This is a genomic window from Eudoraea sp. (assembly GCF_049669105.1).
GTDB lineage: Bacteria > Bacteroidota > Bacteroidia > Flavobacteriales > Flavobacteriaceae > Eudoraea.
On sequence record NZ_JBATKE010000041.1, the window covers coordinates 19352 to 31367 of the forward strand.

General features: G+C 35.4%; 12 protein-coding genes. 8 read left to right on the plus strand and 4 right to left on the minus strand.

Features of this window, described 5'->3' with window-relative positions:
- Nucleotides 1–90 precede the first annotated feature (90 nt).
- On the plus strand, nucleotides 91–1635 hold the full coding sequence (locus tag WBM60_RS02895) for a hypothetical protein (protein WP_424258916.1): 1545 nt from the start codon (nucleotides 91–93) through the stop codon (nucleotides 1633–1635).
- 54 nt (nucleotides 1636–1689) lie between these two features.
- Here WBM60_RS02895 and WBM60_RS02900 read toward each other — a convergent pair whose 3' ends face one another.
- Nucleotides 1690–2388: an RluA family pseudouridine synthase gene (locus WBM60_RS02900; RefSeq protein WP_424258914.1), complete on the minus strand. Its 699-nt coding sequence runs from the start codon at nucleotides 2386–2388 to the stop codon at nucleotides 1690–1692.
- 5 nt (nucleotides 2389–2393) lie between these two features.
- Nucleotides 2394–3212, minus strand: coding sequence for a 3-methyl-2-oxobutanoate hydroxymethyltransferase (gene panB, locus WBM60_RS02905; RefSeq protein WP_424258912.1), 819 nt, complete (start codon nucleotides 3210–3212; stop codon nucleotides 2394–2396).
- Nucleotides 3213–3323: 111 nt separating this feature from the next.
- Here panB and WBM60_RS02910 point away from each other — a divergent pair, with 111 nt between their 5' ends.
- The 3 genes from WBM60_RS02910 to WBM60_RS02920 all read left to right on the plus strand — a co-directional run bounded on the left by WBM60_RS02910 (nucleotide 3324) and on the right by WBM60_RS02920 (nucleotide 6917).
- Nucleotides 3324–3779: a nuclear transport factor 2 family protein gene (locus WBM60_RS02910; RefSeq protein WP_424258910.1), complete on the plus strand. Its 456-nt coding sequence runs from the start codon at nucleotides 3324–3326 to the stop codon at nucleotides 3777–3779.
- Between the two features lie 179 nt (nucleotides 3780–3958).
- A complete protein-coding gene (gene dnaK, locus WBM60_RS02915; RefSeq protein ID WP_424258908.1) occupies nucleotides 3959–5869 on the plus strand; it encodes a molecular chaperone DnaK in 1911 nt (636 codons plus the stop codon).
- A gap of 103 nt (nucleotides 5870–5972) precedes the next feature.
- Nucleotides 5973–6917: a hypothetical protein gene (locus WBM60_RS02920; RefSeq protein WP_424258906.1), complete on the plus strand. Its 945-nt coding sequence runs from the start codon at nucleotides 5973–5975 to the stop codon at nucleotides 6915–6917.
- Nucleotides 6918–7038: 121 nt separating this feature from the next.
- Here WBM60_RS02920 and WBM60_RS02925 read toward each other — a convergent pair whose 3' ends face one another.
- Both WBM60_RS02925 and WBM60_RS02930 read right to left on the minus strand, forming a co-directional pair.
- Complete coding sequence (locus tag WBM60_RS02925; protein WP_424258904.1) at nucleotides 7039–7605, minus strand: GNAT family N-acetyltransferase; 567 nt, start codon at nucleotides 7603–7605, stop codon at nucleotides 7039–7041.
- Entirely contained in the window at nucleotides 7602–8252 is a 651-nt protein-coding gene (locus tag WBM60_RS02930) for an alpha/beta hydrolase (protein WP_424258902.1), read from the minus strand. The genes WBM60_RS02925 and WBM60_RS02930 overlap by 4 nt, the downstream gene beginning before the upstream one ends.
- 57 nt (nucleotides 8253–8309) lie before the next feature.
- Here WBM60_RS02930 and WBM60_RS02935 point away from each other — a divergent pair, with 57 nt between their 5' ends.
- From WBM60_RS02935 to WBM60_RS02950, 4 genes are read left to right on the plus strand one after another with little or no spacing between them, the layout of a single operon-like run.
- Entirely contained in the window at nucleotides 8310–8732 is a 423-nt protein-coding gene (locus WBM60_RS02935) for a PaaI family thioesterase (protein ID WP_424258900.1), read from the plus strand.
- Between the two features lies 1 nt (nucleotide 8733).
- The gene (locus WBM60_RS02940) at nucleotides 8734–9783 is read left to right on the plus strand and encodes an isochorismate synthase (protein ID WP_424258898.1); all 1050 of its coding nucleotides are present in this window, start codon (nucleotides 8734–8736) and stop codon (nucleotides 9781–9783) included.
- Between the two features lie 49 nt (nucleotides 9784–9832).
- Complete coding sequence (menD, locus tag WBM60_RS02945) at nucleotides 9833–11590, plus strand: 2-succinyl-5-enolpyruvyl-6-hydroxy-3-cyclohexene-1-carboxylate synthase (protein ID WP_424278807.1); 1758 nt, start codon at nucleotides 9833–9835, stop codon at nucleotides 11588–11590.
- 33 nt (nucleotides 11591–11623) lie between these two features.
- Complete coding sequence (locus WBM60_RS02950; protein WP_424260122.1) at nucleotides 11624–11968, plus strand: DUF2853 family protein; 345 nt, start codon at nucleotides 11624–11626, stop codon at nucleotides 11966–11968.
- Nucleotides 11969–12016 lie beyond the last annotated feature (48 nt).

The window sequence follows — 12016 nt, forward strand, 5'->3', positions numbered from 1 at the left end:
TTAATTACCTATGATTCATTTACAACGTTAATTTACTTTTTTGTATTCGTAAAGTACTGTAAAACAACTATATAAATTATATTTTTTACGATGACAAATGCCCATAAAGATGCATTGTTTGTTTTAGTTAAATCTCTTTCCAAATCTGAAAAGCGACAATTTAAGCTTTATGTGGGTCGCCTTGGAGTAAATACAGATGCCAAATTTCTTGCGCTTTTTAATTTACTGGATAAACTTAAGACTTATGATGAAAGGGTAATTTTAGAGAGTGGGATCGTTAAAAAAACACAGCTATCTAACCTAAAAGCGCATTTGTACAAACAGATTTTGGTTAGTTTAAGATTAAATCCGGTAAATCAGAATATTAGAGTTCAGATAAGGGAACAATTGGACTTTGCCACTATACTTTATCAAAAGGGGTTGTATAAGCAAAGTCTAAAAATATTGGATAAAGTAAAAAGTATAGCAATAGATAATGAAGAGAAAAACATTGCCTATGAAATTGTGGAATTAGAAAAGATTATTGAAACACAATATATTACAAGGAGTATTCCGGATAGAGCTGATGAACTGGTTAGGCAAGCCAAGAAATTGTCAGAGCAAAACGTTTTGACCAGCAAACTTTCCAATCTATCCCTTCAGTTATATGGTATGATGTTAAAAGTGGGCTATGTGCGAAATGATGAAGACCTTGGCCGAGTAAGGCTTTATTTTGCAGAGCATTTACCTAAATACAAAATTGAAGATCTTGGTTTTAGGGAAAGGTTATGGCTGTATAAGGCACATTTATGGTATAGTTTTTTGATACAGGACTTTTTATCATGTTATAAATATTCAAGTAAATGGGTGGATCTGTTCTATGAGAATAAAAAAATGATTTATTTAAATCCTGTTTTCTTTTTGAAGGGGAATCATTATTTATTAGAATCTTTATTTTTTGTAAAATACAGTTCTCAATTTAGAGAGACACTTGAAAAAATGGAGGCTATTGTTGGCGAAAAGGAATTTTCTAAAAATGACAATATATCATCCTTAGCATTCCTATATATTTATTCAAATAAGTTAAACCTTCATTTTCTGGAGGGCACATTTGATAAAGGATTGTACCTGGTTAAAATAATTGAATACGGTATAACCAAACACCGTGATCGTATAGACCAGCACCATATAATGATATTTTATTATAAAATTGCCTGTCTGTATTTTGGAGTTGGAGACAATAAAACCTGCATAAAATATTTAAAGAAGATTATAGATAATAAAAACCTTAAGATGAGGGAAGATCTAATGTGCTTTGCCCGGGTTTTAAGTTTAGTGGCGCATTATGAAGCAGGCATGGATTACCACCTTGAAATTCAGTTAAAGAGTACTTATAAGTTTTTACTCAAGATGAATGATCTTCAGGCGGTTCAAAAGGAAATGATCAAATTCTTAAGGAAATTAGGGGATATTTATCCTCATGAATTAAAAGCAGAATTTCAAAGTTTATATGATGAACTAAAAAAATATGAAGATCATCCCTATGAAAAGCGTGCATTTCTTTATTTAGATATACTCTCCTGGCTTGAAAGTCATTTGCAAAACAAACCTGTAGGGCAAATTATCCGAGATAAGGCTTTGAAAAATATTCGTTGATTTCCTCTGATGACCACATTATGGTATGGGGCTTTTTTTAAATGTATCGAAAAATCAAAAACAAGCATCCCAAATTGGATCTTCTACGGTTGGTGCCTTTATAGATATAGGTTTCTTTCCAACAGGATGATAAAATTCTATGCTTCGGGCATGCAAATGGATACTTCCGTTTTTATTGCTACGGTCAAAACCATATTTTAAATCTCCTTTAATTGGGCATTTTATTGCCGAGAGTTGTGCCCGAATCTGATGATGCCTCCCCGTTTTCAAATCGATTTCCAATAAATAATAATTGTTGAGCTTTTTTAAAATTCGGTAATCTAAAACGGCTTTTTTACTATTGGGAACTTCTTTAATATGGGCATAGGACTTATTTTGTTTCGTGTTTCTCACCAACCAGTGTTCCAGTGTACCCTGCTCTTTATCAGGATGGTTTTTTATAATTGCCCAATAGGTTTTTTTTGCTAATTTTTTTGAAAATATTTCGTTTAATCTGGAAAGTGCTTTTGAGGTTCGGGCAAATATGACTATCCCAGAGGTGGGTCTGTCTATCCGGTGAACCACACCCAAAAAAACTTTCCCCGGCTTGTTATATTTTTTTTTAATGTATTGCTTTACAATTTCACTTAATGGTTCATCTCCTGTTTTGTCTCCTTGAACAATATCGCCTGGTCTTTTGTTTACCGCAATAATATGGTTATCCTCATATAATACCTGAAGATTTTGGGAATTGGTCTTAGTTCTGTTATCCACTAGCTTTAATATTGCTCATCATCACTAGGGAAATCCCGGCTTTTAACATCACTAACATAGCGCGAAATGGCATTTCCCATATCCTCATAAAGATTCATATATCTCCTTAAAAACCGTGGATTGAACTCATGAGTCATTCCAAGAAGATCATGGATTACCAAGACCTGACCATCCGCATGTTTACCGCCGCCTATACCAATTGTTGGGATAGTAATATTTTCAGACACTTTCCTTGTTAACAAAGCCGGGATTTTTTCGAGGACAATCGCAAAACAACCTAGCTTCTCAAGTAATTCAGCGTCTTCCATTAGTTTCTCAGCCTCATCCTTTTCTTTGGCCCTGACGGTATATGTGCCAAATTTATAGATGGCCTGTGGTGTTAATCCCAGATGTCCCATAACCGGAATACCTGCATTTAGGATTCGTTTTACCGATTCTTTTATCTCAATACCACCTTCGACCTTTACTGCATGAGCACCACTTTCTTTCATTATTCTGATAGCTGAACGAAGTGCTTCTTTGGGATCACTCTGGTAACTTCCAAAAGGAAGATCAACTACTACCAGAGCCCTGTTTACTGCTCGTATAACCGAAGAGGCATGGTAAATCATCTGGTCGAGTGTTATAGGTAAAGTAGTCTCATGTCCTGCCATGACATTGCTGGCAGAGTCACCAACCAATATGACATCAACTTTGGCATCATCAACAATCTTTGCCATGGAATAATCATACGCTGTTAACATAGAAATTTTTTCTCCCTGCTTCTTCATTTCTATTAAGGACTTAACAGTAACCCTCTTGTATTCTTTTTTGGAAATAGACATTGCTTTCTTTTTGGCGAGTTAAATGTAAGGAGTTTTGTTCAATTGTTAAGAGCAAGGTAAAGTGTTTAAATTATTCCTTATTTTAGGCACCGAAGTTTAAACGATTAAACAATGAGAGTATTTATTTGTTTGCTGTTGCTTTTTAGTTCTGGTTTATTAAATGCCCAGAATAATGAAAAAGAAGAAGTAAAGAAGGCCGTTGAAATGTTTTTTGATGGGTTTCACAATCAGGACTCTGTGCTAATAAAAAGCACAACCAGTCCTGGTATAATTATGCAAACTATTGGTCGTGATAAAGAGGGAGCAAGTGTAGTTAAGACCTCGGATTTCAATAATTTCCTAAAATCTATAGTTAGTATTCCTGACACTACAAAATTTCGGGAAAAATTACTATCCTATCAAATTCAGGTCGATGGAAGTATGGCAAACGCCTGGACACCTTATGAATTCTGGATCAATGATAAACTGAGTCATTGTGGGGTAAATTCATTTCAATTGCACAAGCAAGACGGAGCCTGGAAGATCATTTATATTATAGATACACGGCGGCGTGAAGACTGCGATTAGACCAAAATACTGTAATTCTTCCTGTTTCCAGCCTCTCTAAATGCACTATTTTTTAGAATACACCTCATTTATATTTGTGAAACTAATGACATCCTGTCAGTTTTTTCCGGTTGGCATACTGTTTGTCATTTATAAAAACACTGAAATATGGATAAATATTAACTTATAAAATAAAATAGATGAGCAAGATTATAGGAATAGATTTAGGAACAACAAACTCATGTGTTTCTGTAATGGAAGGCAATGAGCCGGTTGTGATACCCAATGCGGAAGGTAAACGTACTACACCGTCTGTTGTTGCGTTTGTAGAAGGTGGCGAAATAAAGGTTGGAGATCCTGCTAAAAGACAAGCAGTTACTAATCCACATAACACGATATATTCCATTAAACGTTTTATGGGGAATAAATTCTCAGAATGTCAAAAAGAAGTTGACAGAGTACCTTATAAAGTCGTAAAAGGAGACAATAATACACCAAGAGTCGATATTGATGGGCGTTTGTACACCCCTCAGGAGATTTCAGCAATGGTGTTACAAAAAATGAAGAAAACTGCTGAAGATTATTTAGGTCAGACTGTTACTTCAGCCGTTATTACAGTGCCTGCTTATTTTAATGATGCACAAAGACAGGCAACTAAAGAAGCAGGAGAAATTGCCGGTCTTAAGGTAGAAAGAATTATTAATGAACCTACAGCAGCTTCTTTGGCCTATGGACTGGACAAGAAACACAAGGATCAGAAAATTGTAGTATTTGATTTCGGTGGAGGTACGCATGACGTTTCCATTTTGGAATTAGGAGATGGAGTTTTTGAAGTCTTGTCGACAGATGGGGATACTCATTTGGGAGGTGATGATGTTGATCAAAAAGTTATTGACTGGTTAGCAGATGAATTTAACAAGGAAGAGAGCATAGATCTACGAAAAGATCCTATGGCGTTACAGAGATTACGTGAGGCAGCAGAAAAAGCCAAAATTGAATTGTCTACTTCTGCGCAAACTGAAATAAATCTTCCGTATGTGACTGCAACAGCTTCCGGACCTAAGCACCTCGTGGTTACATTGACTCGTTCAAAATTTGAGCAATTAATTGCTGATTTGGTGAAGAGAACCATTAAACCTTGCGAAACAGCTTTAAAAGCTGCCGGACTTTCAAAAAGTGATATTGATGAAATTATTTTGGTTGGAGGATCTACCAGGATTCCTGCGGTTCAGGAAGCTGTTGAGAAATTCTTTGGTAAAAAACCATCCAAAGGCGTGAACCCTGATGAAGTTGTAGCTGTTGGAGCCGCTATCCAGGGAGGTGTTCTTACCGGAGATGTGAAAGATGTCTTGCTATTGGATGTTACCCCTTTATCTCTTGGAATTGAGACCATGGGAGGCGTAATGACCAAATTAATTGAGTCAAACACCACGATTCCAACGAAAAAATCACAAGTATTTTCTACTGCTGCGGATAACCAGCCATCTGTTGAGATTCATGTTTTGCAGGGAGAAAGACCAATGGCGACAGATAACAAAACCATTGGAAGATTCCACTTGGATGGAATTCCACCTGCACAAAGAGGGATACCTCAGATTGAAGTTACTTTTGATATAGATGCTAATGGTATTATAAAGGTATCGGCAACAGATAAGGCTACTAACAAAACTCAGGATATCAGAATAGAAGCTTCTTCCGGACTTACCGAGGAAGAAATTAAGAAAATGAAGGCAGAGGCAGAAGCTAACGCAGAATCTGATAAAAAAGCTAAAGAAACTGCGGATAAAATGAATGAGGCAGATAGCATGATATTCCAGACTGAGAAACAATTAACTGAGTTTGGAGATAAATTATCTGAAGACAAGAAAAAGCCAATTGAAGATGCCTTAACAGAGCTTAAAACAGCTTATGAAGGTAAAGATGTTGAAATAATAACATCTGCACTGGATAAAATAAATGAGGCTTGGAAGGTTGCATCTGAAGAGATGTACAAGGCCCAGGCTGAAGCTCAACAAGCCGGAGCACCGTCTAACGGTGAAGAGACTGCTTCTGCAGAAGACACAAAAGAAGGGGATAATGTGGAAGATGTGGATTTTGAAGAAGTAAAGTAAAACAAAAAATATGTTGGGATTAAAGGGCGGATATTCCGCCCTTTTTTATTTTCGGTATGCTATTTGTTTTCATGTTGAGGTATAAAGAAGTAATTTTGTGTCAATGCAAAAAAACTACATTACTTACCTTTTTAAACTGATATCGGTTATAGGACTTTTCTTATTGCCCTTTAAGACGTATACCCAGGAACCACAAATTTTTACTATAAAGGATTTTGACCTTAGGGGAAAGGTTAAGTCTTGCCTGGTCATTACTGATTATGGCAAAGAAGAGTTTGAATTTGATAAGGAAGGCTTACTTACCAAAAATTTAACCCGTTATAATGAAACCGATTACGATATTACTTATTACAAATATTTGAACGGACAATTGATGGAAAAGCGCGATGAAATTTATCGCGAAGGCCAATTTGACAAACAGACTTCACTTGCGCATTTTTTTGAAGTTGATACCACGGATAATAAAAAAGTTTCTGAAAAAATTATTTCTTATACCGGTGATGTTCTGGATATCTATGAGTATTCTTATGATAAGGATGATAATCTCATAGAAATTATCAGATCTAATAATCAAGGTTTAGATGATACAAATATTGAATATAGCAGTTATAAGGGCGAAACAACAATAACCTATTTGTTAAATGGTGTAATTCTCAAATCGGTAAGAACATCTTTTAAGAAGAATAAAAAAGGCATAAAGAACAAGATAGTTTTAACCAAAGAATTTCTTAATGGAATTCCTAACAAAGCGGAAGAGCGGATATATGATTCTGAAGGCAAATTGACCTCATTAAAGGAATTTAATTATGATGAAACGAAGAAGTCATTTGCAACCATAAAGGATATTAACTATACCTATGATGCCCAGGGCTTGCTTATAAAAGAGGTTGAAAAAATTGAAAAATCTGTCAATACGAAAGGTTATATCTACCAATTTGATGGAGAAGAGGAGGGGAATTGGGTTAAGAAAATCATTACACCAAAAAACCTTTTTACTACTCGAAGTATAACTTATTATCAGGATGAATTAATAAAAATTGAAGAATAATAACATTACTCTTTAAACGGTTCAATTAAATCCTATAAGTTGCCATTGAGATCCTCAAAAACGGCTGCGTTACCATAGACTTCCTTTCGGGGAGGACCAACAAAATTAACCCCTTGTTGGCTCATTTATCCTGGCGAAGAAAATTTTCCCATTCATTTTTCAGAATACCGTAACAGCAGGTATTCCTTTTATGGCCATCTAATAAATAGACATTTTCCCTGAGAATTCCTTCCAGAACAGCTCCCAGCTTTTCCACTGCTTTTCTTGATTGTAAGTTTCGTTCATCTATCCTGAAGGAGACTTTTTCAAATCCCAGCATGTCAAAAGCATGGTTTAGCAGCAAATTTTTCATTTGTGAGTTAAGGCCGGTGCCCTGAAACTTTTCACCTATCCATGTAGAACCAATTTCCAACACCTTGTTTTTATAATCGATATTCATATATCTGGTACTTCCGGCAAATGCCATGGATTTTTTATCATAGATAATAAAGGGAAGCGAGGATCTTTGCATCTGTTGTTCCAGGGCTATTTCAACATATCTCCTAAGAGCCGTAGGAGTTTCGATATCAGAAGGGGAATACTGAATAAGTTTATGCTCAGCAGCTACTGAATGTAAGTTTGCATAGTTATCAAGAGTAAGAGGCGAGAGTCTTACCCTATCATTTTCCAGAATTATAGATTTTATCATATAATCAAACTATTAATAAGTTCTTTTTTTACGATATGACCTCCATCAAAAATATGTTCTTTTGCCCTGCCATTAAATATGGCCTGGCTTTTTTCTCTCTCAATAGACAAGCGATCCTCTGTAAGATATTCATCTTGATTACCTATAATTATACTTATCAGAGTATTAGCACCTAAATGTGCAAAATCATTTTTATTTAGTTCATTTGGAATACCCCCAGCATATAGCACTAATTGATTACAAATAATTTTACGTTGAGCCACCCATCTGGCAGCCATCGAAACTCCTTGGGAGAAACCGAATATTATAAGGTTATGCGTGGAGAGCATTGTTTCCTCTTCTATAATGGCATCGAGATAGTTGAGATTATTCTTAATTTCTGTTTGAGTATTTTCTTTTGTCAGCCAACTGGCGCCCACGTGTTTATATGAGTTATTCAGATAATATTTGGAAGGTGCCTGCGGGGCAATAATGTAATTATCTAAAGGATTTAGTTCATCAAAATATTTTAGAAAATACTTGCTCAAATACCCTATACCATGAAATACAATCCATACATTTTTGGTTTTATCAGTAAAGTCATTTAATGTTTCGTAGGTGTTTGTGCTGTTATACCTAACAGATTTTTCCAAAGGTTTAGTACTCATATTATTTCAATTGTTATTTGTGCATTTGAATGCTTAATTTTACGCAAAATTATTTCTATGGACGAATACAAGGACAAAATACTTAAGGTTTGCAATGATATTTGTAAAAACACCCTAATGGAAACCTTGGAAATTGAATTTGTTGATGTAGGTGAAAATTACCTTGTAGCTAAAATGCCTGTAACTTCAAAGGTTCACCAACCTGATGGTGTCTTGCACGGCGGTGCAACTGTTGCTCTGGCTGAAAGTGTTGGCAGCGCCGCTTCTTATGTATTTCTTGATGCCCAAAAATTTTTTGTGCGTGGTATTGAAACATCGGCTAATCATGTAAAGAGTATAAGTGAAGGAGAGGTATATGCCAGAGCTACAATTATTCATAAAGGAAGAACTACACAATTGTGGGATATTAGGGTAACAGACATAAAAGGCAACCTCATTTCAATATGTAAATTAACCACTATTGCCCTACCAAGAGCCTAGCATGTTTTTAGAACACATTGGCATAATTGAAAATCACTGGAAAAGTGAATTGCCCGTTGTTGTTTACAGAAAACCTAATACCAGCGAAGTAATCTCAATTTTTCAGCAAGATTCGAACCTGTATCATGTCCATGATTATAGGGAGAAAGGATTTGTTTTCGCCCCTTATGATAAGAGGGCTCCTGGAATTCTAACCCGAGCGGATAAAATCTGTTCGCATGAATATCAAATAAGGGATTTAAAATTTGATACTCCCAACTTTGGAGCAGTCTCGGGAGAGGGGAAGAAATACCATATCGAAATTGTAAATAAGGGGATTAAAGAAATTGTAAATAATAAATTCAAGAAAGTAGTGCTATCAAGAAAGATAGTGGTCCCCAATAATTCCTCACCTATTGAAATATTTAGAAAGGTCCTTGATAGTTATCCCAATGCTTTTTGTTATTTCTGGTACCATCCAAAAATAGGTCTTTGGATAGGAGCTACTCCCGAATTACTTTTTCTTAAACAAAATTCCACTTTGGTAACTATGTCTCTAGCAGGCACCAAAAAGAGCACAACCACTGATAAACCTTCATGGGGTAAAAAAGAAAAAGAGGAGCAGGATTTGGTTACCCAACACATCGTTCAACAACTCAGGGGTTACGTACCGGATTTATCAATTGGAAAGGTAAATTCTGTTAGGGCAGGTAATTTATGGCATCTAAAAACTAAAATTTGGGGAACAGTTGGGGATTTGGAATTAAAAAGTATAATTCAGGCATTACATCCCACACCGGCTATTTGCGGCTTTCCTGTAAGTGAAGCAGAAGCATTTATTAAAAGGAACGAGAATTATGATCGGGAATTTTACACCGGATTTTTAGGAGAACTAAATATTGATAATGACAAAACTTCGCATCTCTTTGTCAACCTTCGTTGCATGCAAATAAAAGATGATTCGGCTTTCCTTTATATTGGTGGCGGAATAACAGGTAGTTCCAATGCTCAACAAGAGTGGATAGAAACAGTTCATAAAAGTGAAACCATGCTAAATATGATATATAATTAGGTCAATTGATTGGATTTAGACCGTGTTCCGTCGTATTTTTGTGTTGCCTATGAAATATTCTAGTATTCCTTCGGCTCAATCGGTTGTTTTCCATTGTAAATCAAGGGGTATTAAGAACGTTGTAATCTCCCCGGGTTCAAGGAATGCCCCATTGACCATTGGTTTTACTAATGACCCGTATTTTTCGTGTTATAGCATTGTAGATGAGCGTAGCGCAGCTTTCTTTGCCTTAGGCATGGCACAACACTTACAAAAGCCTGTGATAGCTGTTTGTACTTCGGGAAGTGCACTTTTAAATTATTACCCTGCCGTAGCAGAAGCTTTTTACAGCGATATACCTGTTGTTGTTATTTCTGCTGATAGACCCGGTTATAAAGTCGATATTGGTGATGGTCAGACCATAAGACAGGAATCATTATTTGAAAAGCATATTGGTTATTCAGCCAATTTAAAACAAGATATCTCCCATGCTACTGATATAGTAAAAAAGTATGATCCCTCCTTATTTCCAAAAGATTATAGCTTAGAAAATTTACAGTCTCAAATACAAAACTATAATGATGCAGAGTTAAATAATGCCTTAAAGGAGGCAATTAATCAAAATAGCCCCGTACACATAAATATACCCTTTGAGGAGCCTCTATATGACGCTTTGGAAAATTTAGAGATAGCACCATTTTGTGTCCCTGTAATTTTGGAGAATAGCAGTGAGGAGATCGATTGGGATTATCTTGCCCAAATATGGAATTCGTGTGCAAAGAAAATGCTTATTATTGGTGTAAATAATCCAGATAGCATTAATGTTGATTATTTAAATGTCCTTGCGAATGATGATTCAGTAATTGTTTTTACAGAAGTTACTTCAAATGTGCATCATAAAAATTTTCTTCCAAGTATAGATAGTGTAATTGCGCCCATTGAAAAGTCTAAGAATAAAGAATTACTTTTTAAGGAATTACAGCCTGAACTATTGATTACTATGGGAGGTCTGATAGTTTCAAAAAAGATAAAAGCATTTCTAAGAAAATATAAACCAAAACATCATTGGCATATAAATAATAAAAAAGCCTATGATACTTTTTTTAGTCTATCAAAACACATAAAAACAGATGAAAATTGGTTTTTTGAAAACTTGTTTAAGCAGAGGTCTGAAGTGCAAAGTAATTACTTTAGCAAATGGGATGAAGTAAAACAAAAATATGAAAGTAGAAGGAAAACTTATTTAAGTGAAATTCCATTTACAGATTTTTTGGCTTTTCAAACTATTTGTTCCGGCATTCCAAAAAACTATCAGCTACATCTTGCAAATAGCTCAACCGTGCGATACGCACAGTTATTTGATTTAGATCCTTCACTTAAGGTATATTGTAATAGAGGAACAAGTGGCATAGATGGTAGTACTTCTACCGCAATTGGTTCGTCAATTCATTCAGTAAATCCTACCTTGCTAATAACCGGAGACCTGAGTTTCTTCTATGACAGCAATGGCCTATGGAATTCTTATAAGCGCAACGATTTAAGAATAGTGGTAATCAATAATGGTGGCGGCGGAATTTTCAGGATCTTACCAGGTATGGAAAATTCTCAGAATTTTGAGACCTACTTTGAGACCGTACAAGATTTAGAGTTGCAAAAACTTTGCGCGCTTTTTAATATAAATCATCTGGAAGCAGTAGATAAAAAAACCTTAAATACGGCTTTGTCTACTTTTTATTTACCTTCCAATTCACCTGTGCTTTTAGAGGTGAAAACACCCCGATTATTGAATGATAAAATTTTGCTTACTTATTTTGATTTCATATCTTAGGATCTTATTAATTCTTATAAAGAATCTAACAATATGAGCAGTAGACGAGACCACCTTATAGAGCAGTACGCAGCGGATATCAAGGGTAAATTTGGTCAAACCCCGGATATGGATCTACTGACAAAAGTAACTATTGGTCTGGGGCCAGCAATCTATAATATGGATTCTTCCAAAGTGTCTGGAACAGACGATTCTGAACTTGAAACCGTAAAGAAAAATTTTTTACAAAAAAAATTAGGGCTAACAGATGGCCCTCTGCTAATGGAAGGTATCAAAAGTGTAATTAACACCTACGGTGCTTCTGAGAGAAACAAATATCGTGCGGTGGTATATTATATATTGGCAAAGCACTTTAAAAAAGAATCTGTCTATAACTAGAACATCAAATTAGCCGTTCTTTTGATCGGCTTTTTTTATACTTTTTGC

Bases quoted from the DNA above. Each gene is read 5' to 3' on its own strand.
- WBM60_RS02935 (WP_424258900.1), top strand. From the start codon at position 8,310: ATGGACGAATACAAGGACAAAATACTTAAGGTTTGCAATGATATTTGT.
- WBM60_RS02925 (WP_424258904.1), bottom strand. From the start codon at position 7,605: ATGATAAAATCTATAATTCTGGAAAATGATAGGGTAAGACTCTCGCCT.
- WBM60_RS02930 (WP_424258902.1), bottom strand. From the start codon at position 8,252: ATGAGTACTAAACCTTTGGAAAAATCTGTTAGGTATAACAGCACAAAC.
- menD (WP_424278807.1), top strand. From the start codon at position 9,833: ATGAAATATTCTAGTATTCCTTCGGCTCAATCGGTTGTTTTCCATTGT.
- dnaK (WP_424258908.1), top strand. From the start codon at position 3,959: ATGAGCAAGATTATAGGAATAGATTTAGGAACAACAAACTCATGTGTT.
- WBM60_RS02920 (WP_424258906.1), top strand. From the start codon at position 5,973: ATGCAAAAAAACTACATTACTTACCTTTTTAAACTGATATCGGTTATA.
- WBM60_RS02910 (WP_424258910.1), top strand. From the start codon at position 3,324: ATGAGAGTATTTATTTGTTTGCTGTTGCTTTTTAGTTCTGGTTTATTA.
- panB (WP_424258912.1), bottom strand. From the start codon at position 3,212: ATGTCTATTTCCAAAAAAGAATACAAGAGGGTTACTGTTAAGTCCTTA.
- WBM60_RS02950 (WP_424260122.1), top strand. From the start codon at position 11,624: ATGAGCAGTAGACGAGACCACCTTATAGAGCAGTACGCAGCGGATATC.
- WBM60_RS02940 (WP_424258898.1), top strand. From the start codon at position 8,734: ATGTTTTTAGAACACATTGGCATAATTGAAAATCACTGGAAAAGTGAA.
- WBM60_RS02895 (WP_424258916.1), top strand. From the start codon at position 91: ATGACAAATGCCCATAAAGATGCATTGTTTGTTTTAGTTAAATCTCTT.